The sequence below is a fragment of the Bernardetia sp. MNP-M8 genome (assembly GCF_037126285.1).
Lineage (GTDB): Bacteria > Bacteroidota > Bacteroidia > Cytophagales > Bernardetiaceae > Bernardetia.
This window is the reverse complement of the sequence record NZ_CP147012.1, coordinates 2250053-2272861: the sequence shown is the minus strand read 5'-3', so window position 1 is coordinate 2272861 and position 22809 is coordinate 2250053. Positions and strand designations below refer to the sequence as shown.

Genomic DNA, 22809 nt, shown 5'->3' with positions numbered 1-22809 from the left:
GAATTATAGTTTGAGTTACTCTTTGATAAATTTCATTGTTTCTATCTCACGACCATTATTAACGCTCAAGATATACATTCCTTTAGGAAGTTTTGAAACGTTGATAGAAGTTTCTTGAGAAGTAAGTGTAGTATTTAAAACTCGTGCACCTGTTACACTGTAGATAACAACTTCTGAGTCTAAGCTAAAGTATCCTAAGCGAATATTCAATGTTTGGCTTGCAGGATTAGGGAATGCTACAAAAGCAACATCTCCATCTTTAGTTCCATCCACTCTAGCATCTTGAGCTTTATCATTATGATAAGCCATTGGAGAAGGATTGATTCTGTTTGTATTACCAATTACTACTGTATAATCTTCAACTTCACCATAAGAGAATGTTTCACAAGGAGTTGCATTTCCATTATATTTCATAGATACACGCATACGAGTAGAACCGTTTGCAGCAGAAGAAGGAATTGTGAATGAGCCACTTACAGAAGAGCTTGTACTTCTTGTACGAGTATAAACTTTCTCGCCAGAGTCATCAAAATCGCCATCTTGATTATAATCTACCCAAACATCATATGCTTCGCTATAAGTACGACTTGCCCACGCTGGAGTGATTGTGATTGTATAAGCAGTTCCTTTAGCAAATGTTGTAGAAAGATTTGTAAAGTCAGCATATCCACCATTTGCACCCGAGTTGTTGTTGATAGAACCAACTTGTACTCTTTGAATCCACTCATCAGAAACACTATTTCCTTTAGATGCACAGTAAGAAACAACTGGAGCAGAAGAAGTAGTTACAAAAGCACTAGAAGAGTATGCACTACTTACCGAACAGTTTGCACGAACTTGGAATTCATACTGAGTAGAAGCACTTGCACCAGTAAGACCAAGAGAAGTAGAAGTAGAATTAAGCACATTCCAAGAACCACCACCTGTACGAACACGAACATCATACGAAGTTGCACCTGATACAGAAGACCAAGAAGCTGTAAATGAAGAACTTGTTACAGAAGAAGACGATAAACCAGCAGGAACACCACAAGAAGGAGTAGAACCACTAGTGATATTTATAGTATAATCTTCAACTTCACCATACGAGAATGTTTCACAAGAAGTTTGTGCGCCATTATATTTCATAGATACACGCATACGAGTAGAACCAGTTGGAGCATTTGAAGGAATAGCTAATGTTCCTGTACGAACAGCACTTGAAGCAGAACCAGCATCATAAACTAACTCACCTGCATCATCAAAATCATTATCTTTATTAAAATCAACCCATACTTTCCAGTATTCATTGTATGAAGTTCCAGAAAAACCAGGAGTAAGAGTAAGAGCATTAGAGCTTCCTTGAGACAGAGTTACAGAATTAGAAGTAAAATCTGCATATCCACCATTAGCACCACTTGTTTTGTTTAAAGAACCAACTTTTACACCAGCAATCCACTCATCAGAAACACTATTTCCTTTAGATGCACAGTAAGAAGTTGTTGGAGGATTTGTTGTACCACCTGAAACTAAATCAGAACGAAAACCTGTAAGAACAGCACGCATACGAGATTTTTGACCTTCTGTGAACATATACATACAAGCATCGTTTGTATAATCCATATAGTTCATAAACATATCACTTGAAAAACCTCCGTTGTTAGAACAAGATTTTGAAGGATAAGAAGGGCAACCACCATTTGAAGCTGCTGCAATAGGAGTGTCACTTACAAAGTCATCAGCTCCACAAGCACCATCTCCCCAAATATGACGAAGATTTAACCAGTGACCTACTTCGTGAGTTGTAGTACGACCTAAATTAAAAGGAGCACCTACATTTCCAGTAGAACCAAAACCAGTAGTAAGGATTACAACACCATCAGTGTTTGCAGCACCACTACCTGGAAACTGAGCATAACCCAAGATTCCACCACTCATATTACATACCCAAATATTTAAGTATTTTTGAGTATTCCAAGCATCTTTACCACCTTGAGAAGTAAATTTCATTGCATCATTTGTAGAGAAAGATGTTTTGCTAGTTTGAGTACGTGTAACACCTGTTGTAGGATTTCCATTAGGGTCAGTAGATGCTAAAACAAACTCTATTTCTGTATCAGCTACTGAACCAGCAAATTCAGAAGGTGTAAGTGTATAATCACTATTTGTTCTTCTAAAATCTTGATTCAATACATCAATTTGAGATTGAATTTGTGCTTGACTCACATTCTGAGCTGAAGTATTATAAATTACGTGAACTACAACAGGAATTGTATAAACTGTAGCTTCTGTACGCTGATTTTTTTGATTTTGAATATAATTTTGCGTAAATGTTTCGATGTTACGCATTTTTTGTTTTGCTTCTGGGTTGATAGAAAGCAAACGCTCTAAGTTGTGGTCTGTAGTACAAGAACGACCATCTTTGTGACCATGTGAATCTTGAGCAAATGATGTTGAACTTGCAAGCATTCCTATGCCGAGTCCAAAGCTAAAAAGTGTGTGTTTGATTGTTTTTGTAAAAGTCATTGTATATCTATAAAAGTGTTAAAGGGGAAATGAATTTATTAATTAGATTGTGTTAAATCCTTAATTAAACCTTACTCTTGAAAGGTGTTGCAAACATACGACGCTTTTTTAGAAAAACAAAATTCTGTCAAATCATTTTTTAACAACACAAAACACATCAAAAACACAACAAACCAAATATTTAAAACAAAAACAACCATTTAAACCAAATAATATTCTTAATTATACGTATATAGCTCAACATTCCAAATAATATTTTATATTGAATAATCTAAATTTAACCAAAATAAATTTCATTTTTTTGAAAAAAATCAAAATTTTAAACTTTTTAGATAAAAAACGTACTCAAATTGGTAGAGTTACTCTCAAAAAACACCTCTAAATGCAACAAGGTTGCAATAAAAACGCAACTTTTTTTAGTTAATCTCGTAAAGCAATTTCTATAACTCACTGAATGACATTATACAGATAGCTGCAACCACAAAAAACAATGCTTCTCAGCTAAACTTTATAAAAATACATCTTACTCTAAAAATAGTTGCTAAGAGCTTGCTCAATTATTGGTAAACATGAGTTCTATTTTTTACTTCACTTGTTGGTCTGTTGTACAAAATTATTTGGTTGTTGGTGTCACTTCGCTAACATCAGCAACAGTATTGTGGAATTTCTACTTACTTTTTCAAAAAATCAATGTTAAATTCATTCATAAATAAAAAAAATGCTCAAATTTAGATTCGATTGACATAACTACGTAATATCAGTAATTTATTCTCATTCTTTTTTTAGTATATTTGCAGTTGATTTTATCAGATTTTGATCTAATCCTTTTTTACTTATTGTCTTTTGTTATATTAATTGTCAATCCGTTTATTTTTATTGCTATGTTGTTAGATTTTGAAAAGCCCATTTTTGAATTAGAAGAAAAACTACAGGAAACAAAGAGTCTTGCTGCCAAAAATAATATGGATGTGAGTCAGGCTGTAAAATTATTAGAAGACCGTATAGTTCATTTAAAAAAAGAAACTTTCAAAAATCTTACTCGTTGGCAACGTGTACAACTTTCTCGTCATCCAGACCGTCCTTATACACTTGATTATATTGCTCACTTAACTGATGACTTTGTGGAATTACACGGAGATAGAGGTTTTGGTGATGATAAAGCTATGATTGGAGGTATTGCCCAAATTGATGGACAGTCTGTAATGATTATTGGACAACAAAAGGGACGAAATACCAAACAAAGACAATATCGTAATTTTGGAATGGCAAACCCAGAAGGATATCGTAAAGCATTGCGTTTGATGCAACTTGCAAATAAATTTGGAATGCCCATCCTTACACTTATAGATACTCCAGGTGCTTATCCTGGTATAGAAGCCGAAGAGCGAGGACAAGGAGAGGCAATTGCTAGAAACTTGAAGGAAATGTTTTTATTAGATGTTCCTGTTATTTGTATTGTTATTGGTGAAGGAGCTTCGGGTGGTGCGCTTGGTATTGCGATTGGAGACAGAGTTTGTATGCTTGAAAATACATGGTATTCGGTTATTTCTCCTGAATCTTGTTCGTCTATTTTGTGGCGTAGTTGGGATTACAAAGAACAAGCTGCAAGTGCATTACGACTTACTTCTTTAGATATGCACAAATTTGGTTTGATTGATAGAATAATTGAAGAACCTTTAGGTGGAGCACATCGTCATCAAGAAGAAACAATGCACATTGTAAAAAAAGCCGTTTTAGAAATGATAGAGGAGCTTTCAAAACTAGATAGCAAGACATTAAAACAACAACGCACAGAGAAATTCTCTAAAATGGGTGAGTTTGAAGAAGCACAAATCAGTAAGGCGAGCTAAAACAGAAGTCTAAAAAAGGAAGATATATCAATAATGAGTATATGATTTTATCCAGTTTCTAATAAATTAGGATTAAAACTAACGCCAAATACAAACGAAATGAAAAAGTTGCAAAATTTTCATTCTCATAATTGGAATCTTAACCAACGAACGTATGTCTTGCCCTTTGAAAAAAGCCGTTTGCTTACTTATCTAAAACAGCTAACAAAACCTTATGGAGATAAACCCAAACGCAAAAAAGATTATGAGCGTTACCGTTTTACAGGTAAAATAGAAAAAAACAAATTTCGCCTCTCAAGAACAGTTCTAGAACCCAATAATTTTTTGAGTATTGCAGAAGGAACAATTGAATCAACTTCGAAGGGTTGTTTTATTCAAATCAAATACAAAACATTCAAATTCACTAGAATACTTATTTGGTTTTGGGGAGTTTTGGGTCTTTGCATGACTTTATATTTTAGTTTGTATAAAATAAATGTTCTCTACGGCATTTTAGCAGGTATTTTTACGTTGGCTCATACAGCTGTCTGTATTTTGAGTATCCAAAGACAAAAAAAAATACTAGAAGATATTTTTGATGAAGTATTCAATTCATATAATGAGTTTTTGAATTGACTTTCAATCTTTCAAAAAAAAGACGTCATTTAAACTTCCCTATAGTGGTATATTTTTACTGTACTCTACTTTTTTTTGCTTTGACATTCAAGTTGCAGAGCAACGAAATATTTGTAGAAAAAAGTAAAAGTGTAAAGTTATAAAAGTTGCAGCGCAACACAATATTGATATTCTTTTTGTCTGAATATTATAAATTATATAACGTTGCTCTGCAACTAAAAAGCATTTTTAAAAAGTAGAGTACAGTAGTATATTTCTAGACCGAAATAGAAATAAATATTCAACTTACTCTTCTTCATCATTTATATCTTCACTATCAAAAACATTTTGAATATAGAGTGAAGCCTTTACTGTTCCTTCGTCAGAATTATATTCCATTACAAAACCTAATTTTTCACAAATTCTTTTCATAGCTCTATTTTCTGACAAAATATCGGCTGTTAATAGTTCTATTCCTTCACTACGACACACTTCGACAGCTCTATTCAAAAGCTCAAAACCTAGTCCTTCGCCTTGATAACCATCGACGATAGTCATTCCAAATTCAGCTTCTTTTGTTCCATGCACCTTTATTATTCGGATTGCTCCTATAATTTCGTTTTGAGTAGTATTTGTATTTAGTAGCTCTTCTTTCTCTTTTTCTATAATAAGTGTAATTTGTCGGTCATAATCAGCAAAACAAATTCTTGAAAGTCTTTCATGAGATGTTCTTTGGTCAAGACTAACAGCATGAAAGAATCTAAAATAAACACTTTGAGGAGAGAGTTTTTTATGAAACTCTGCCATTGAAGGTTCGTCTTCTGGGCGAATAGGACGAATCAAAACTTGCTGTTTACTTTTTGGTAAAATCCATTTTTCTTCATATTCTGAAGGATAAGGACGAATTGCCAAACGAATAAGTTCTTCTCCTTTTACTTCATTAGGTTGTAAAATCATGACAGCATCAAGAATCGAAACGCCCTCTGTACGAGAAACTGAAATTGGATTAAGATAAATTTCTTTTATAAAAGGTTGCTCAATAATTAACTGGCTAAAACGAACCATTGATTGCTCTAAAAGTATCAAAGTAGGTTCATGTAAATCTTCTGTTTTTACAAGGTTTTTGAAAATTGTTGTTTGTTCTATTGCTCTTCTTGCTAAAGTAGCATTGAGAGGAGGCAAAGCAACAGCTCTATCTTGATAATATTGCAATGATTTTCCACCATTTCCAAAGAAAATAATAGATCCAAATTGTACATCTACTTTGCTTCCCATTAGCATTTCAATAGAATCATGTGTGTTCATTTCTTGAACAGTTACCCCCAAAAATTCATTAGGACTTACACGCTCTTCTATATTTTTCTTAATTTCTTGATAGGCACTTCTAACTGCTTGTTCCTCTTTAAGATACAGACGCACTCCACCCACTTCACTCTTATTAATAATAGAGTGAGAGTGAACTTTCAAAACAACAGGCTTTCCTATTGCTTTTGCTTGTTGCCATGCTTCATCTTCTGAAAGAGCCAAACGAGTATCAACAATAGGTAAATTATAGGCTGCCAAAATCAACTTTGCTTCCCATTCTGTCAAAATTGTACGTCCTTCTAATCTTGCATTTGCTATAATTTGAGTTACTGCCACTCTATTTGGTGGATTTTTTTTCATTGAATCCGAAATACGAGGTGTTTGATAAATTCCTTTCAAATTATAGGCATATTTCCACAAATAATTGAAAATATGTGCTGCTGCATCAGGATATTGAAAATTAGGAATTCCTGCTTTCGAAAGTAATTTTCGTCCTTCTTTTGTTGTGTCTCCTCCCATCCAACTAACTAACAAAGGTTTCTTTTTGAGAGAAGCAAAACGCAATAAGTTTTTGGCTGTTTCAGTAGGTTTACTGACTGCTTGAGGAGCAAGAATTACCAAAAGTCCATCAATAGCTGTATCTTCTAATAAAACTTCAGTAGCTTTTTCATAGAGTTCAGGAGTAGCAAACTGATGTAAATCTAATGGGTTTTCATACACCCAGCCTTTAGGTAGGAATTCAGAAAGTGATTCAATTGTTTTTTCTGAAAGTTTTCCCAACTGCCCACCACCTTTTGTGAGCATGGCTGTTGCAAGCTGTGCTGGCGCATTTGCATTGGTTAGAATGGCTAAATTCTTTCCTTTTGGGCGAGGTTGTTTAGAAATTACTTCTACCATAAAAAATACTTCTGCCATTGTATCAACACGAAGCATTCCCGAACGACGAAAAGCAGCATTAAAAATTAAGTCTTCATCTATTTCAAAACGAATAGGAGAAACTGCTTGACTAGAACTATCATTTTCTATCTGTTGTCTTTTACCTGTTTTGAGTACAATAATGGGCTTTGAATAAGAAACTTCTTTAGCTGCTGATAAAAAAGAACGAGCATAATTAATTGTTTCCATATATAAAACAATTGCCTTTGTTCTTGTGTCATCCCCTAGATAATGAATTACATCTCCCCAACTTATATCAATCATTCCACCAATCGAAACAAAAGCACTAAAGCCTACATTCTGACTATTGCCCCAATCTAAAACACCTTCTCCCATTGCTCCACTTTGAGAAACAAAACCAATACTTCCTTCTTTTGGTCTTTGATTGGAAAAAGTAGCAAACAAATTGAGATGGGGACGTATAAAACCGATAGAGTTTGTACCAATAACACGAACACCAGATTTTCTTGCTTCTAATAATACTTCGGCTTCAAACTCTTCTCCTTTTTCCCCTGTTTCTCTAAACCCTGCTGAAAGAACAAGTGCATTTTTTACATTGGCTTGTCCACACTCTCTGATTATTTCGGCAACTGTTTTGGCAGGTGTAATGATAATTGCTAAATCTATAAACTCATCTATATCTTCAATTCTTTTATAACAAACAGAACCATTAATTTCTTCGTACTTTGGATTAACAGGAAACACCTCTCCTTTATAATCTAATAAAGTTAAGTTTTCGAATAATCTTTTTCCTAAAGAGCTCTCTCTTTTACTTGCTCCAATAACTGCAATAGTTTTGGGATGAAAAAGAGCTTCCATTTTACTTTTATCGTAAGAAGGATGAAAATGATGCGCCGAAACGCCTTCGCCCCAAGAGCGAATACCTTCCAAAACTCGTTCTAAAATACGTTGAAAAGAATGCTGCATGACAGTTTGGATTCCGATAGCCAATTGATTGGCTAGGTAATTATAATTTCTTTTTAAAGGTAGAAAAGAATTTGATTTTTTAGTATTATTTATCTCAAAAATATTTATTTTATTTTGAGATGATTGTGATGATTTAACTTCTTTCCTTTTCGAATCTTTATTACTCAAATATACAACAGGCATCTGTAAAAAATGTAATGTAAACAGATAAAAATTAATGAAAATTGCTATTTGTGAGTGTTTTGTGTATGTTTTGTATTCCTATCAAGAAACCAAATCTAATTGGTTGCCACTGTGTACTTGCTCCTTTTTTTTATAAAAAGTTGTTAAAAAATGACCCTTAGTCATATTAAGACTTTTTTTTTAAATCAAATAGAAAAAACCTTACGCTCATTTTTTATAGGTAAATATAGTTACTCTCAGATTTTATTCAATTAAAGTTATATTTTTTTGAATTTTTTGACTGCTTTTACTACTTATAAAGTTAGAAACGCTATTTTTGCAAATAAGTTTTGTTTGCCGTACAAAAAACGTGTAAATTAATTATTAACAAATTACTACCAAAAAAATGACTACAATTCAGAAAACAAACAATGAATCGATTGTGCTTGCTATAATTGAAATAGCTGCGCAAATGCTCAAAAAAGGCTCAAACCTCACTAACATCATTGGTTTAACTACTCAGCAGTGGATGGTTCTCTTGTATGTACAAGGAGATCAAAATATTCCTTATGCTGAAGAACGCCTTCAACAAGGAGGAATTTTGGCTTCTGACATTGCTGAAGCATTGAATGTTTCTCGTCCTAATATTACAAATCTAATACAAGTTTTAGCAGATAAAGGACTAATCAAACAAGACAAAGACCCAAAAGACAAACGTCGAAAAGTATTGGTATTGACAAGAAAAGGCAAGGATGCTATTGGAAAAGTTGCTCCATTGAGAGAAAATGCAAATATGAGATTATTGAATGATTTTACAGAGGAAGAAAAAGACGATTTGCTTGCCAAACTTATGCACTGTCTTGACCGTTTGCACGGAAGAATATAATATTTATAAAGTTCTTAATTTTGCAAAAAATTCTAAATACAAATATGAGCAAAACATTCGATAATAAAGTTGTTATTATTACAGGAGGAACTTCTGGAATTGGTAGAGCTTGTGCAGAAGCCTTTGGAAAAGAAGGTGCTAAAATAGTTATTACAGGTAGAAATAGTAAAAAACTAAAAGAAGCACAAGATTTTTTAGAAAATCAGCATATAGAAGTTTTGCCTCTTCAGCTAGATGTCAGTAAGGAAAGTGATAATAAAGAATTAGCAGAAAAGACAGTTGAAAAATTTGGAAAAATAGATATTTTGATAAATAATGCAGGTATTTCGATGCGTGCTTTATTCAAAGATTTAGATTTATCAGTTTTGAAAAGCTTAATGGATATTAACTTTTGGGGAACTGTTTATGCTACTAAATACTGTATTCCTCATATTATCAAAACAAAAGGTTCAATAGTAGGAATTTCATCTATTGCAGGATTTAGAGGTTTGCCAGCTCGTACGGGTTACTCAGCTTCTAAATTTGCAATGCAGGGATTTTTGGAAGCATTAAGAACAGAAATGAAGGCTGAAAACGTACATGTTTTGATTGCCTGCCCTGGTTACACCTCTTCTAATATCAGAAATACAGCTCTTTTACAAGATGGCAGAGCACAAGGTGATTCGCCCAAAGATGAAGGTAAAATGATGACTTCTGAAGAGTGTGCCAACCATATTTTGAAAGCTACTAAAAAACGTAAAAACATTTTAATACTGACCCTACAAGGTAAAATGACAGTTTTTTTGAATAAATTATTTCCTTCTTTTATGGATAAATTAGTTTTGAATGCTATTGCAAAAGAAGGCGAAATACCTAAGTAAAGTTAGGAAATAAGCATCTGCGAAAATAAAACACAATAAACAATATTTTTATTCTTCTGCATTCTTTGCCATCTCTCTGTGTTTAATATCATTTTTAGAAAAATAAAGCATCTTTATCAATTTCATTTATTAAACAAAAAAACGTACCTTTGCAAATCATTGTCTTTCATTCAATTCTGATTCTAAAATTAGATTTGAATGAAAGATATTCCAAAACTCATTCTACAATCACCTGAGTCCCAAACCGATTTTATGGAACAACCTACTCCAGTAGCCAAACGAATAGATGCCCTAGTAAAACTTCAAGAAGTTGATTCTAAATTAGATGAATTACGTAAGATAAAAGGCGATTTGCCCGAAGAAGTCCAAGATTTGGAGGACGAAATAGAAGGGTATCAGACACGAATTGCAAAATTCGAATCTGAAAAGAAATCATTAGACGACCTTGAAGCAACACAAGATAATTCTATTAAAGATCATAAAAAATTAATCGTAAAATACGAAGAACAGCAAATGGACGTTCGCAATGACCGTGAATTTCAAGCCATTGCTCGTGAAATAGAAAATCAACAACTTGATATTCGTCTTGCTGAAAAAGCTGTTAGAGATACACAATACAAAATAGAACGCAAACAAAAGCAAGTCGAAGAAACAACGGCTACCTTAGAAGAGCGTAAAAAAGATTTAGAGAACAAGAAAAATGAGCTAGAAGGTATCGTAAAAGAAAGTGAAGAAGAAGAAGCAAAATTAATGAAAGAGCGTGAAAAACGTAGAAAAAATGTTGCTGATAACTTATACTTATCTTACGAGCGTATTCGTGAAAATGCTCGCAATGGTCTTGCTGTTGTTAATGTAAAGCGTAATGCTTGTGGTGGTTGTTTTAATATTGTTCCTCCACAACGTCAAGTTGATATTAAAGAAAGAAAGAAATTAGTAGTTTGTGAACACTGTGGACGTGTTTTCGCTGATGTGGAAGCTGTTGAAGTAGTAGAGAAAAAACGTACTACTCGCCGTAAACGTGTTACTAAGAAAGAAAAAGAAGCAGAAGAAAAAGCTGCAAGCAAAGAAAAATAATTCTAGTATTATTTTTTGTAGCAAAAACTCCTATTTTGTTTATTTGACAGAATAGGAGTTTTTTTATTTAGTTTTTTAAGTCTTCAAGTTCCTTTAATTCTTCTTTTAGCTCTTCCACATAGTTTCCGTATAAATTTTTGATATACCATTTTATCACAAAGTAATATGCAGGAACAGCAACTAAAGCAATTATCACAATCAAAAGCACTCTAGTCAAAGTAAAATCTTCAAAAGATACATTTTTCCAAAGCAAGGGCAACATGGCAGCAAAAACACCTAATACTAATGAGCCATATAAATATACCTTTAGGTACAAATCTAGTGTAGAAATGAGTTGATTTAGAGTTTGTTTGAGATTTTCTTGTAAATTTATCTTTCTGATTTTGAGATATTTGAAAGTGTACCAAATTAGGGAAAGCACCATTACAAAGCCCAAATAAGGAATAACAAAAGGCGAATAAAACCATTGTTGATTAAACATTAAAAAAACACTTAATACAACTACAAATGCTGCTTCTATCAAAATACTGCGTTTGATTTTAGAAATGCTATCATTTGCTTTTCCTCTCAGCAGTTTTCTAATTTGCTCATTTTCAAGAACAGGTTCTGGCTGTGTTTGAAGAGCTTGCCAAGTAGATTTTAGGTTGTCTATATCCATTTTAGATTGTACTTATCTTTTATAAAATGATTTTTTTATAGTTGTGATTTTTTGTCTATTGAGGCAATTTTTCCAATGTTTCTTTGAGTTTTTTCTTTATTCGATTGATTTTCACACCTACATTTGTTTTGGTAATACCTATAATTTCGGCAATTTCATCATAGCTTTTCTCCTCTAGGTAAAGCATGATGATTCCTTTTTCTACTTTTGATAATTTCTGAATAGCGAGTTGAAGATTTTTGAGTTGTTCTTCTTTTTCAGTATCTGTCGGAGTATCAGGAAATTGTAGTGTAGAATCTGAAATAGAAAATTCAGAAGGTTTACGTTTGACTTTACGTAGACGTGCAATTGCTGTATTAAGAGCGATACGATACATCCACGTAGAAATTTTGGAATCACCTCTAAACTTTGGATAGGATTTCCAAAGTTGGAACAAAACTTCTTGAAACAAATCTTGCCTATCATCTTCAGAATCACAATACATGCGACATACTTTATGTATGATACCTTGATGTTTCTGAATAAATGTTACAAAATCTTTTTCCAAAATGAGTAAGAAGGTTTATTTTTGGTGAGAATGAGAATAGATAAAATAAAATTCATTCAAAATAGAACGTCTAAAGTACAAATTTATAAAATCAGTTTAGTAATTAAAGTTAAAGAAATAACTATTTTTACAAACTTTCATTTTTTTTTGAAAGAAGTGAAACTTCTATATCTTCTCTTCGTTTAGTAAAACTATAAAACAATTTAAAATTAATCTCAAATAGTATAATTATGGTCTCTCCTTACAAAAAACCTTTATTACGAATAGACTTAGTTATTCAATTATTTTTTTTAGTAATTCTTTTTGGTGGCTATGGACTGACTTTTTTGGGTTCGCAAATCTCTGCTTTATCAGAATTTAGTTTTGCTTTTCTTTTTCCTCTTTTAGCTTTAGCAGTTTTGGGTTTGACAAATCCAATAATGAATATTTTGCATTTAATTTTGGGAAACTATTCTGATGAAACTCATGCACTTCGTAAAAATTACACCTTTGCTATTCTAGCCTATTTAGCTATTGGTATTTTAGGATATTTAGTTGCCCTTACTTTTAATATGATGTGGTTACTGGGTGTTGTGGGTTATTTTTATATCTATGGAGTTAGTCATTTTTTTGCAATTGGTTATGTTTATATTACTATTTTAGAAAATAGAACTCAAAAAATAGTTGAGCGAAGATTGTATTATTAATAATTAATAATCAGCCTTTGTTGGTGTTTGAGCGTAGCGACACCAACAAACACACCTATAAATCCATTCTTAAACAACTTCTCTTATCAATAATTAATAATTCCAATTTTCTTGTCTTTGAGTTTTACATTAATAAAATTCTTCAAACGGTCTTCATATTTTTTGCGTGTATATTTATTTCTTGCTGGTTCGCCTTCCCATTTTACCAATAACATAAATGCCAAAGAATCATTTTCAAAATTAGTTTGTCTTACTCTAGCCACACCAATTTCTTTTAGTTCTGGGTAGATAGCTTTGAGTTCATTTTTTATAGTTTCAAAAGGCAATGTATCTCCTCTCGCATATAAAAGCTCTTGTTTTAGGTCTTCTATTTCTTTGTCTTTTCCTGTTATGATTTCATCTTTTTGTTTATACGTTCCCATTTCTTCTCTAAATTTTATCTCAATATAACGCTTTGCATTGTTCATCACAGTACGTTCGACACGAGTTTCAGAATCGGCAGGTTCTTCTGACTGAACAAGTTCAATATGAATGCTATCTTCTGCATCAAAACCTGTAAGTTTCCAAGAATTTTTTACTTCATCATTAAATGTCTTTTCTAGGCTAAGCAAAGAATCATAATTGATATAACTTCCTGCTCCAAAACTAATCACACGAAGCCTATAAATATTGGTAGAATCTAGTTTTACTTTCCATTGTACCGAATTCAAATCATAATTTGGATTTATATTCTGAGTAATAAAAGTAGCGATACGCTGATTACGGAAGTTTTCTGTCAGTTTTCTGAATAAAAACATCACACTCGGAATAAGTAAAATTGTCAGAACAACATACGCTGTAAGTCTTGCTCGTCTTGCCAAAACAGGATTTAAAACCTCCACATACGGAAACTTCAAAAAACGCACAATCATGTAGGTAGACAGACTAATAAAGACAGCATTAATGAAAAACAAATAAAATGCTCCTGCAAAAACATCCCATTTTCCTGTTGCTAATCCAAAACCTGCAGTACACAAAGGAGGCATTAAAGCAGTTGCAATTGCCACCCCTGGTATGGCATTGGTTTTTTCTGTGCGAGAGCCTGCAATAATACCCGCCAAACCACCAAAAAAGGCAACCAAAACATCTAATAAATTAGGTTCTGTACGAGAAAGCATTTGGTCTGTCAGAAGTCCTAGAGGAGTAATTTTGAAATAAACAACACTTGTTACTAAAGTCAGAATAATAGCACTTAAAAAATTTCGAACCGATTTTATTAATGTTTCTCTATCATTAATTGCAGCACCCAAACCAATTCCCAAGATAGGCGACATCAAGGGAGAGATAAGCATCGCTCCAATAATAACAGCAGCTGAATCCAAATCAAGACCAATAGAGGCAATCATGACCGAACAAATCAACACCCAAAGGTTTGAACCTTCCAAAACAACACCTGATTTAATGCTCTTTACTGTTCCAACATAATCTGTGTCAGAAGCCAAGTGAGTCAGACGAAAGAAAAAATCTTTAATAAAGTTCCACGAATCACGAAAACCATGTTGCCATTCAGGATAACCATGATTTATACTTTCTGAATCGTAATCACTTTTAGGAGTAGAATTTTGTTCTTCATTCATAATAAAATAACTTACTAATTTATAAATCGTTGTGTTATAATGAGTTCTTGCTATTTTGAGATTCTAAAATACTATTTTCTAATTAAGAACCGAAATTTAGTTGGTTTTTAGGCTTCTAACAAGTATTATTTTTCTAATAAAGATTTTTTCTGTTTTTTTGAGAACATAAATTTGAATAATCTCAGAAAAAACAATTATTTTTATTTTCTGATGATTCATTTTTTGCCTTTTCGTTATTTCATTTTTTAAACTATTTCAATTATGCACCATTTTTTTGTTTTTCTATTTCTATTCTTGAGTTTCACTACTACTACGAAAGCTCACTTTTTATCTGAATACTCTTCTAGTTCTTATTCTGAAAAACCTAAATCAACTGTAAAGAAACATAATTCTGCTACAGAAAAAACAGTAAACACTGAAAAGCAGACTTATAAGCCAAACTCAAAAATAAAGAAAAAACAGCAACGCAAAATAGCCAAAACACAAAAAAAGCAATTGAGAAAAACAGTTTGGAAAGCTCTTAAAGAACAACGCAAAATAAATAAAGCAAATAAAAAAGTAGGAATCAAAAATACAAAACCAAAAATACATTGGGCTGCTTATTTGTCTTTTTTTGCCACTTTACTTGCTTTAGGTATTTTTGTAGCAGCTTTTTTCTTTGCAACTATGTATGCTATTTTTAGTTTTTTAGTCCCTTTTGCAATAGGGTTATTAGTTGTTTCTCTTATTGCAAGTATTATTGGTATTTCAGTTGTGGCAAGTAATGATACAACACTTTATCATAAATCACACACCATTACTTTAGCATTAATTGGAGGTATTTTGGCTTTTTTATCGCTTCTTGCTATTGGTTTTCTTATACTTGCTCTTTCTGCGCTTAGTTTTTAGAATAAAAACATTTATAGTACTGAGAGTGTATATCTAATTTAAGTTGTAGATTATAAGTAGTTCAGATTTCTTAGTCTGAATGAAGATATTTTTCACACAAAAAGCTCTCTTTTACTTCTTTCCTATAGATTACTTTTTTTTAGAAAAAGAATGAACAAATTTGTCTTAGATATAGAAAATATGGTTTGCCCACGTTGTGTACTGGCAGTAGAAAATCTATGTCAAGAGCTAAATATTGATTTTGAAAAGGTAGAGTTAGGTAAAATTTACCTTATTGAAAACACAGAAATTTCAGCAGAAAAACAAGAAAAATTAAAGCAAGAATTACAAAAAATAGGATTACGATTGATAGAGTCAGATAAAAAAAGCCTTATCAACTCTATCAAAACAGCTATTATCAATCAAATTCATTATTCAGAAAAACCATTAAATATCAATTTCTCTGAATATCTTTCTCAAAAACTGTATCACGAATATTCGTATTTGAGTCGTCTTTTTTCTACCTCTGAAAATATGACTATAGAAAAATATATTGTGTTACAAAAAATAGAAAAAGCCAAAGAACTTTTATCTCTCAAAAAGTATAGAATAAATGAAATAGCGAGCTTTTTATATTATAAAAACACCTCTCATTTTTCTACACAATTCAAGCAAGTAACAGGAAAAACTCCTTCTTATTATCAAAAAAATATTTCAGAGAAACGTAAAACAATAGATGCTTTACAATAATAAGTCAAAATAGTATAAATTTTTGTCAAAATTCTGAAAAACTGAGTGGCTTTAGTAGCGTTTAATAAAGTAGAAACCAATTATTCTACTTTTTAAACTTCATTTTTATGCAAAAGCATTCTTCTTCTTACCAACCTTATATCAAATTTGTTTTGATGCTGACTGCTTCATTTGTGATTATGTATGGCGTAATGTTTCTGAATGTAGCTCAGCTAAATCATATTTATTTAAGCAATACTCGTTTGTATATGACTTTGCTGATGGTTTCTCCAATGGCAATTTTGAAACTGTTTTTTATGAATGACATGTACAAAGACAAAATACTCAATATTGGAATTGTCTTTTTGAGTGTTTCTATTTTCATAACAGCTTTGCTTTTTTTGAGAACTCAAACCTTTATTTCTAATGAGCAATATATGAAAGCTATGATTCCTCATCATTCTTCAGCTATTTTAGTTAGTGAAAATGCTACTTTCAAAAATTCAGAAGTAAAAGAGCTTTCAATAGAAATTATAAAGGCACAAGAAAAAGAAATTGCCGAAATGAAAAAATTGCTTGAAGTAGTAGAATAATTTTCATTAAAAAAATAAAATCCCCTTTACGATTTTTTAATCTAAATTTTTAACTCACAAAACCCCAAAATTATGAATAATTCAAATTTTCAATCATGTATCGAAGCCTGCCAACAATGTCTTATCGATTGCCAAAGTTGTTTGTATCAAATGGCAACCAAAGAAAGTATGAATGACTGTCCTCGCTGTTGCATAGAATGTGTTGATTCGTGTCAAGTTGCTATTAAAGCAATGATAAACAATAGCAAGTGGGCAAAAGAGTATTGTAAAATCTGTGCAGAAATTTGTGATTGGTGTGCCGAACAATGTGGACAACACAACCACGAACATTGTAAAAAATGTGCAGAATCGTGTCGCAAATGTGCCGAAGAATGTCGTAAAATGGCAGCTTAATTTTTAGTTCCCAAACCCTAAGGGTCTTCAGAGTCCCTTAGGGTTTTTTCCACCATTTTTTAAACTAAAAAACAATTATGAAAAATCAAATACTACTCTTTTTATTTCTTACTTTTCTTTTTACTCAAAATGCAGAAGCACAGCACGAACATTCTCAACATTCAAATCATTCTACCAAAAAAAAGGATAGTAAAATTCAAAACAAAACAGTCATTTATCATCTCAATGTAAATGATACTGTTATGGAAATTGCAGGAAAAAAAGCTAAAATGCTTACTACAAACGGACAAATTCCTGCGCCTACTTTAGAATTTGTAGAAGGAGACACTGCACTTATTTATGTCAAAAATAATACAAAAGGAACAACTTCTTTTCATTGGCATGGATTAATTTTACCTAATCAATATGATGGAGTTCCACTCTTGACAACCGAACTTATAAAAGCAGGAGAAACGCATATTTTCAAATTTCCAATTATTCAAAACGGAACATATTGGTATCATTCTCACACCATGTATCAAGAACAAAAAGGATTGTATGGAGGAATTTCTATTGCGCCCAAAGAACCTATAAAAACGAAGGAAAAAGTAATTGTTCTTTCAGATTTTACAGACCAAAATCCACATAATGTAATTCGCCTTTTAAAGCGTCATACGGATTGGTATGCCATCAAAAGAAATGCTATTCAGAGTTATGGAAAAGCGATTGCAACAGGAAATTTGGCTGCAAAAGCGTGGTTAGAATGGAAAAGAATGCCTGATATGGATTTAGCAGATGTATATTATGATGCTTTTTTGGCAAATGGAAAAATAAAAGAAGAAGTAGAAAATCTCAAAGCAGGAGAAACGATTCGTCTTAGAATAATAAATGGTTCTTCGTCTTCTCATTTTTGGCTGCATTACGCAGGTGGTAAAATGAAAATTGTGGCTGCCGATGGAATTGATGTTGAGCCTACCCTAGTAGATAAATTACTCATTGCAACGGCTGAAACCTATGATATTGAAGTTACAATTCCTCAAAATGCTGATTCTGACACAAAAAAATATGAATTTCGTGCTACTTCGTGGGATAGATATAAATACACTTCGGTTTGGTTAGGCGACAAAAATGCAACTCAAAAAGCTGCAACTGATTTACCACCATTAGATTATTTTGCTTTGGTAAACGAAATGAAAGACATGATGAAAATGATGCCCAAAATGAAGATGGGTAAAGCTCCCAAAAACAGAATGGAAAATGGATTTTATGCAAATGGAAAAGCTCCTACCAACCACGATATTTTGATGGAAGATATGAATAGAATGGGAATGCAAATGGGAAATGGGAATAAGGAAATGGAACATGGAGGAATGAAAATGAATAACGAAAGTGAGAAAATGAATCATGACAAGATGAACCATAATGAAATGAAGCATGATAAAATGGAAATGGACACTTCAAAAATGAATCATCAAAATCATGACGGAATGAATCATGACAACATGAAAATGCAAGAAGGAAAAATTCATGAGGCAGAAAAAGAAGGAATGATGATGAGCAAAGATGACCCTAAAGCAAATATGATGAAATCTATACTCAAACCAATTGGTGTAATGATGACAGGTTACAAACAACTCAAAGAACAGAATCCTGACGAAACTATTTTTGATTATACAATGCTAAAATCTCCAAATTCTACCAAAATAAGTGAACAAAATGAAGAAAAACCTGTCAGAATTGTTCATTTGTATTTAGGAGGAAATATGTTGCGTTATGTCTGGATGATAAATAATACGCCACTTTCAGAAGCTGATAAAATAAAAATAACGAAAGGTGAAACGGTTCGTTTTGTGATGCACAATACAACCATGATGAGCCATCCAATGCACTTGCACGGACATTTTTTTAGAATTATAAATGGACAAGGCGATTTTGCTCCTCTCAAACATACTGTCAATGTTGCTCCTATGGAAACGACAATTATAGAATTTGATGCAATTGAGGAAAAAGATTGGTTTTTTCATTGTCATTTGTTGTATCACATGATGTCTGGAATGGCTAGAGTAGTAAATTATCAAAATACTACACCAATGATTACTACAAAAGCAGGTTATAGACGTTTTGCTAGAGAAGATAAAAAATGGTATGCAATGGCAAACCTAACAGGACAAACAAACGGACTTTGGGCAGATGCAAGTATTTTTAATTTCAGAAATGAAATAAGTATAGAAGGAAATACAAATTATACCGAAGAGTTTGAAGTAGAAGCAAAAGCAATGCATTATTTTGGAGCAAAACAATTTTTTACGGCTTATCTAGGGACAGAAATTGAACAAGAAGAAATTAACAGAACAAGCGACGACCAACCTATTACAGATGCAAAAATGAAAGGATTAGTTGGTATTCGATATTTTTTACCGATGCACGTATGGTCAGATTTTAGAGCCGATCACGAAGGAAATTTTCAAGTAGAACTAGAACGAGAAGATTTTCCTCTTACCAAACGTTGGAGAGCAAATGCAAGTGTAGAGTATCTTATCAATCAAGATGAATTTAGATATACAATAGGAACGAGTTATATCTTAGGACAATATTTTGCGCTTTCTGCTAATTATGACAACCGTTATAAATGGGGAGCAGGTTTGCAGATTATGTATTAAATAATTTATTAAAGCCCTTTGGGTCTAAACACGAAACCACTATGAATACTTTAGAAAAAACTCAAATAAAAGAATATCAAATTACAGGAATGACCTGTAAAGGCTGTGAAGCCAAAGTAAAAAAGACTTTAGAGGCATTCCCTGAAATAGAAAAAGCAGAAATTAGCGTAGAAAATGCTGATGGAAAAATTTATTTTGAAGATGATATTCTGACAAATATTTTACAAGAAAAACTCTCTGAAATAGGAAATTATAGAATTATAGAAAAAAATAACACTGATGGGATAATCTTTGAAGAAATAAAAGGAAATCCGAATGCTGTTGTTAGTGAAGAAATAGATTTACCAAACAAATCATTTTCTACTTACAAACCTCTCTTCTTGATTGTTGCTTTTATTTTGGGAACAAGTATTTTGGTTCAATATCCGTTTACTGATTTTTCAGGAATGCTTTTAATGCGTCATTTTATGGCTGGATTCTTTATTGTCTTTGCATTTTTCAAGCTCCTTAACTTGGAAGGTTTTGCAAACTCTTACCAAATGTATGACATCGTAGCAGCAAAATGGAAAGGATGGGGATTGATTTATCCGTTTGTCGAACTTACTTTAGGTATTGCTTATTTAATCAATATTTTTCCTTTCTATGTCAATCTAATTACAATTTTTGTTTTGGGAATTAGTAGTATTGGTGTTATAAAAAGTAATTTGGATAAGAAAAAAATCAAATGTGCTTGTTTGGGAGATGTTTTTAATTTGCCAATGAGTACCGTTACGATTATTGAAGATTTATCAATGGTAGCAATGGCTGTAGTGATGCTTTTTGTGGTTTAAAATTGAAGAGAACTTCGAAGTACATTTGATTCAAATTAGTGAGACAATAATTAAACACCTTATTAGCAAAGCCTAGTAAGGTGTTTTTTTGAAATTTTTAAACTGTCAGGAACTATAAAAACTGAAGAGAGGTTTGTAGTAGTATATAAGATTATAGCTCAGTCGGTTAGAGCGTTTGTCTGATAAGCAGAAGGTCATAGGTTCGAATCCTATTAATCTTACAATTTGCTCCATTAGTGTAATTGGTTATCACATATCTCTTTCTAAGATATAAAAAGAGTTCGAATCTCTTATGGAGTACAAAAAAAGGGAACTTTGTAGATATGGCAATCTGCACCAGACTGTAAATCTGGAGTTGTGAAACTTTCCAGATTCGAAATAAGTATCTGGCGAAGCTAATCCTAGCATTCCCACAAAAAACGAGAGTGTAGCTCAGTGGTAGAGCAATTGACTGTTAATCAATTGGTCGTAGGTTCGAAACCTACCATTCTCGCAAAAAATAACTATTGCCTTGTGGTGTAATTGGTAACACATCAGATTTTGAGTCTGATTTTTCAAGTTCGAATCTTGACGAGGTAACAAACTACGTTCTTATCATAGTGGTAATGTTTCGGTCTCCAAAACCGAAAAGAGAGGTTCGATTCCTCTAGAACGTGCAAAAAATGGAGAAGTAACCCAGACAGGTAGAGTGACAGACTAAAAATCTGTTGGGCATTGGTTCGAAATAAGTATTCAGCGAAGCTAATCCAATCTTTTCCACAACATATAGCAGGATAACGGTGGTAGTTTACTTCATTTGGAATGAAGAGGTCGCAAGTTCGAATCTTGCCTGTTATACTAAACTAATTTGGTCTTATTTGAAATCTTCATTCAATGGAGTGAGAAAATCCTTAGGGTAAGAAGAGTTAGTTTTTTAATTAAATAGCGATATGACGGAACTGGCATACGTATTAGTTTTAGAAACTAAGTTTTAAGGGTTCGAATCCCTTTATCGCTACAAAATTAAATAACATAATCCATATTTTATATTCCTACAAGCATTCAGGTACACCATTAAAAACTCATTCTTGAAAGTGGAGCAACAGTTTGATTACTAAATTCCTTTTTCAAAAATTTATAGTGAGCAGCCATCGCAATCATAGCAGCATTATCAGTACAGTATTCCATTTTGGGAATAAAAATATCCCAGTTTCTTTCTTCTCCTAACTCTGTCATTCTTTTTCTAAGTTCGGAATTGGCAGAAACTCCTCCAGCAATTGCAATTTGATTTATCCCTTTCTGTTCAGCAGCTTGAATAATTTTTCTCAAAAGCGTTTCGATAAGTGTATGTTGAATGGTAGCACAAATATCATTTATATTTTCTTTTATAAAATTCGGATTTTTCTGTTCTTGTTTTCTTATAAAATAAAGAATTGCCGTTTTGAGTCCAGAAAATGAAAAATCAAGATTTGGTAAATCTACTTTTGGCAAACCATAATCTTGAACTTTCCCTTTTTGAGCTAATTTATCAATTTCTACTCCCCCTGGATAAGGCAAACTCAACATTTTAGCTGTTTTATCAAATGCTTCTCCTACGGCATCATCTTGTGTAGTTCCAATAACTTCCATTTCTAAATAATCTTTTACCAAAACAATCTGTGTATGTCCACCCGAAACCGTCAGACATAAAAACGGAAATTTTGGCTTTGGTTCATCAATAAAATGTGCCAAAACATGTGCTTGCATGTGATTGACTTCAATCAATGGAATCTCTAAACTAAGAGCCAACGATTTTGCAAAAGCTGTCCCAACAATTAGTGCACCCAAAAGACCTGGTCCACGAGTAAAAGCAATTGCATCTAAATCTTTTGTCGTAATTTGAGCTTCTTTTAAGGATTCCATCACAACAGGAACTATATTTTGTTGATGCGCTCTTGATGCTAGTTCAGGCACAACACCACCATAAGCACGATGAATTGCCTGTGTAGCAATCAAATTACTTTTTACTTGTCCATCTATAATTACAGAAGCCGAAGTTTCATCACAACTTGACTCAATAGCTAATATTTTTGTCATATTTTTGTAAAGTGTGTTCGTTTCCTCAGAAACGAACTTTACGCTTTCTCAAAAGCGTGATAAACAAATAAAAAAACACGCTTCTGAGGAAGCGTTT

Annotated in this window: 18 protein-coding genes and 8 tRNA genes; 20 read left to right on the top strand and 6 right to left on the bottom strand. The window is 32.5% G+C overall.

Going from position 1 to position 22809, the window contains the following annotated elements; genetic code table 11:
• Window positions 1-15: 15 nt before the first annotated feature.
• Window positions 16-2505: a GEVED domain-containing protein gene (locus tag V9L04_RS09440; protein WP_338793837.1), complete on the bottom strand. Its 2490-nt coding sequence runs from the start codon at window positions 2503-2505 to the stop codon at window positions 16-18.
• A gap of 881 nt (window positions 2506-3386) precedes the next feature.
• Here V9L04_RS09440 and V9L04_RS09435 point away from each other — a divergent pair.
• Together V9L04_RS09435 and V9L04_RS09430 are read left to right on the top strand one after the other, a co-directional pair.
• Window positions 3387-4355 carry an acetyl-CoA carboxylase carboxyltransferase subunit alpha gene (locus tag V9L04_RS09435; protein ID WP_338793836.1) on the top strand — a complete coding sequence of 323 codons (969 nt, stop codon included), beginning with the start codon at window positions 3387-3389 and terminating at the stop codon, window positions 4353-4355.
• A gap of 99 nt (window positions 4356-4454) precedes the next feature.
• Window positions 4455-4970, top strand: a complete 516-nt coding sequence (locus V9L04_RS09430) for a hypothetical protein (RefSeq protein WP_338793835.1) — start codon at window positions 4455-4457, stop codon at window positions 4968-4970.
• A 285-nt stretch (window positions 4971-5255) separates the two neighbouring features.
• On the opposite strand, the gene V9L04_RS09425 is transcribed toward V9L04_RS09430, so the two are convergent.
• Window positions 5256-8300, bottom strand: coding sequence for a bifunctional acetate--CoA ligase family protein/GNAT family N-acetyltransferase (locus V9L04_RS09425; protein ID WP_338793834.1), 3045 nt, complete (start codon window positions 8298-8300; stop codon window positions 5256-5258).
• A 385-nt stretch (window positions 8301-8685) separates the two neighbouring features.
• Between V9L04_RS09425 and V9L04_RS09420 the strand changes: the two genes are divergently transcribed.
• From V9L04_RS09420 to V9L04_RS09410, 3 genes are all read left to right on the top strand, one after another.
• Window positions 8686-9165, top strand: coding sequence for a MarR family transcriptional regulator (locus V9L04_RS09420; protein WP_338793833.1), 480 nt, complete (start codon window positions 8686-8688; stop codon window positions 9163-9165).
• 44 nt (window positions 9166-9209) lie between these two features.
• Window positions 9210-10025 carry an SDR family oxidoreductase gene (locus tag V9L04_RS09415; RefSeq protein ID WP_338793832.1) on the top strand — a complete coding sequence of 272 codons (816 nt, stop codon included), beginning with the start codon at window positions 9210-9212 and terminating at the stop codon, window positions 10023-10025.
• Window positions 10026-10277: 252 nt separating this feature from the next.
• Window positions 10278-11099 (top strand): C4-type zinc ribbon domain-containing protein, encoded by an 822-nt coding sequence (locus V9L04_RS09410; RefSeq protein ID WP_338794192.1) that lies wholly within the window; start codon window positions 10278-10280, stop codon window positions 11097-11099.
• Window positions 11100-11166: 67 nt separating this feature from the next.
• On the opposite strand, the gene V9L04_RS09405 is transcribed toward V9L04_RS09410, so the two are convergent.
• Complete coding sequence (locus V9L04_RS09405; protein ID WP_338793831.1) at window positions 11167-11757, bottom strand: hypothetical protein; 591 nt, start codon at window positions 11755-11757, stop codon at window positions 11167-11169.
• 55 nt (window positions 11758-11812) lie between these two features.
• Window positions 11813-12304 carry a sigma-70 family RNA polymerase sigma factor gene (locus V9L04_RS09400; protein WP_338793830.1) on the bottom strand — a complete coding sequence of 164 codons (492 nt, stop codon included), beginning with the start codon at window positions 12302-12304 and terminating at the stop codon, window positions 11813-11815.
• Window positions 12305-12534: 230 nt separating this feature from the next.
• Here V9L04_RS09400 and V9L04_RS09395 point away from each other — a divergent pair, with 230 nt between their 5' ends.
• The gene (locus tag V9L04_RS09395; protein ID WP_338793829.1) at window positions 12535-12990 is read left to right on the top strand and encodes a hypothetical protein; all 456 of its coding nucleotides are present in this window, start codon (window positions 12535-12537) and stop codon (window positions 12988-12990) included.
• An 86-nt stretch (window positions 12991-13076) separates the two neighbouring features.
• On the opposite strand, the gene V9L04_RS09390 is transcribed toward V9L04_RS09395, so the two are convergent.
• Window positions 13077-14606 (bottom strand): TIGR00341 family protein, encoded by a 1530-nt coding sequence (locus V9L04_RS09390; protein WP_338793828.1) that lies wholly within the window; start codon window positions 14604-14606, stop codon window positions 13077-13079.
• 261 nt (window positions 14607-14867) lie between these two features.
• On the opposite strand from V9L04_RS09390, the gene V9L04_RS09385 reads away from it, so the two are divergent.
• The 14 genes from V9L04_RS09385 to V9L04_RS09320 all read left to right on the top strand — a co-directional run bounded on the left by V9L04_RS09385 (window position 14868) and on the right by V9L04_RS09320 (window position 21654).
• Window positions 14868-15494, top strand: coding sequence for a hypothetical protein (locus tag V9L04_RS09385; protein WP_338793827.1), 627 nt, complete (start codon window positions 14868-14870; stop codon window positions 15492-15494).
• A 150-nt stretch (window positions 15495-15644) separates the two neighbouring features.
• Window positions 15645-16223, top strand: a complete 579-nt coding sequence (locus V9L04_RS09380; RefSeq protein ID WP_338793826.1) for an AraC family transcriptional regulator — start codon at window positions 15645-15647, stop codon at window positions 16221-16223.
• A gap of 107 nt (window positions 16224-16330) precedes the next feature.
• Window positions 16331-16795 (top strand): DUF305 domain-containing protein, encoded by a 465-nt coding sequence (locus V9L04_RS09375; protein ID WP_338793825.1) that lies wholly within the window; start codon window positions 16331-16333, stop codon window positions 16793-16795.
• 72 nt (window positions 16796-16867) lie between these two features.
• Entirely contained in the window at window positions 16868-17188 is a 321-nt protein-coding gene (locus V9L04_RS09370; RefSeq protein WP_338793824.1) for a four-helix bundle copper-binding protein, read from the top strand.
• 77 nt (window positions 17189-17265) lie between these two features.
• Window positions 17266-19827, top strand: a complete 2562-nt coding sequence (locus V9L04_RS09365; RefSeq protein ID WP_338793823.1) for a multicopper oxidase domain-containing protein — start codon at window positions 17266-17268, stop codon at window positions 19825-19827.
• A 41-nt stretch (window positions 19828-19868) separates the two neighbouring features.
• Window positions 19869-20657: a heavy metal-associated domain-containing protein gene (locus V9L04_RS09360; RefSeq protein WP_338793822.1), complete on the top strand. Its 789-nt coding sequence runs from the start codon at window positions 19869-19871 to the stop codon at window positions 20655-20657.
• Between the two features lie 147 nt (window positions 20658-20804).
• Window positions 20805-20878, top strand: a tRNA-Ile gene (locus V9L04_RS09355).
• 6 nt (window positions 20879-20884) lie between these two features.
• A tRNA-Glu gene (locus V9L04_RS09350) sits at window positions 20885-20957 on the top strand.
• Window positions 20958-21078: 121 nt separating this feature from the next.
• Window positions 21079-21150: transfer RNA gene (locus V9L04_RS09345), tRNA-Asn, on the top strand.
• Window positions 21151-21164: 14 nt separating this feature from the next.
• Window positions 21165-21236 (top strand) — tRNA-Gln (locus tag V9L04_RS09340).
• Between the two features lie 6 nt (window positions 21237-21242).
• A tRNA-Trp gene (locus V9L04_RS09335) sits at window positions 21243-21313 on the top strand.
• Between the two features lie 8 nt (window positions 21314-21321).
• A tRNA-Phe gene (locus tag V9L04_RS09330) sits at window positions 21322-21416 on the top strand.
• A 6-nt stretch (window positions 21417-21422) separates the two neighbouring features.
• Window positions 21423-21494 (top strand) — tRNA-Pro (locus tag V9L04_RS09325).
• 86 nt (window positions 21495-21580) lie between these two features.
• Window positions 21581-21654, top strand: a tRNA-Leu gene (locus tag V9L04_RS09320).
• Between the two features lie 56 nt (window positions 21655-21710).
• On the opposite strand, the gene tsaD is transcribed toward V9L04_RS09320, so the two are convergent.
• Complete coding sequence (tsaD, locus tag V9L04_RS09315) at window positions 21711-22712, bottom strand: tRNA (adenosine(37)-N6)-threonylcarbamoyltransferase complex transferase subunit TsaD (RefSeq protein WP_338793821.1); 1002 nt, start codon at window positions 22710-22712, stop codon at window positions 21711-21713.
• Between the last annotated feature and the right edge of the window lie 97 nt (window positions 22713-22809).

Bases quoted from the DNA above. Each gene is read 5' to 3' on its own strand.
- V9L04_RS09440 (WP_338793837.1), bottom strand. From the start codon at position 2,505: ATGACTTTTACAAAAACAATCAAACACACACTTTTTAGCTTTGGACTC.
- V9L04_RS09435 (WP_338793836.1), top strand. From the start codon at position 3,387: ATGTTGTTAGATTTTGAAAAGCCCATTTTTGAATTAGAAGAAAAACTA.
- V9L04_RS09430 (WP_338793835.1), top strand. From the start codon at position 4,455: ATGAAAAAGTTGCAAAATTTTCATTCTCATAATTGGAATCTTAACCAA.
- V9L04_RS09425 (WP_338793834.1), bottom strand. From the start codon at position 8,300: ATGCCTGTTGTATATTTGAGTAATAAAGATTCGAAAAGGAAAGAAGTT.
- V9L04_RS09420 (WP_338793833.1), top strand. From the start codon at position 8,686: ATGACTACAATTCAGAAAACAAACAATGAATCGATTGTGCTTGCTATA.
- V9L04_RS09415 (WP_338793832.1), top strand. From the start codon at position 9,210: ATGAGCAAAACATTCGATAATAAAGTTGTTATTATTACAGGAGGAACT.
- V9L04_RS09410 (WP_338794192.1), top strand. From the start codon at position 10,278: ATGGAACAACCTACTCCAGTAGCCAAACGAATAGATGCCCTAGTAAAA.
- V9L04_RS09405 (WP_338793831.1), bottom strand. From the start codon at position 11,757: ATGGATATAGACAACCTAAAATCTACTTGGCAAGCTCTTCAAACACAG.
- V9L04_RS09395 (WP_338793829.1), top strand. From the start codon at position 12,535: ATGGTCTCTCCTTACAAAAAACCTTTATTACGAATAGACTTAGTTATT.
- V9L04_RS09390 (WP_338793828.1), bottom strand. From the start codon at position 14,606: ATGAATGAAGAACAAAATTCTACTCCTAAAAGTGATTACGATTCAGAA.
- V9L04_RS09385 (WP_338793827.1), top strand. From the start codon at position 14,868: ATGCACCATTTTTTTGTTTTTCTATTTCTATTCTTGAGTTTCACTACT.
- V9L04_RS09380 (WP_338793826.1), top strand. From the start codon at position 15,645: ATGAACAAATTTGTCTTAGATATAGAAAATATGGTTTGCCCACGTTGT.
- V9L04_RS09375 (WP_338793825.1), top strand. From the start codon at position 16,331: ATGCAAAAGCATTCTTCTTCTTACCAACCTTATATCAAATTTGTTTTG.
- V9L04_RS09370 (WP_338793824.1), top strand. From the start codon at position 16,868: ATGAATAATTCAAATTTTCAATCATGTATCGAAGCCTGCCAACAATGT.
- V9L04_RS09365 (WP_338793823.1), top strand. From the start codon at position 17,266: ATGAAAAATCAAATACTACTCTTTTTATTTCTTACTTTTCTTTTTACT.
- V9L04_RS09360 (WP_338793822.1), top strand. From the start codon at position 19,869: ATGAATACTTTAGAAAAAACTCAAATAAAAGAATATCAAATTACAGGA.
- tsaD (WP_338793821.1), bottom strand. From the start codon at position 22,712: ATGACAAAAATATTAGCTATTGAGTCAAGTTGTGATGAAACTTCGGCT.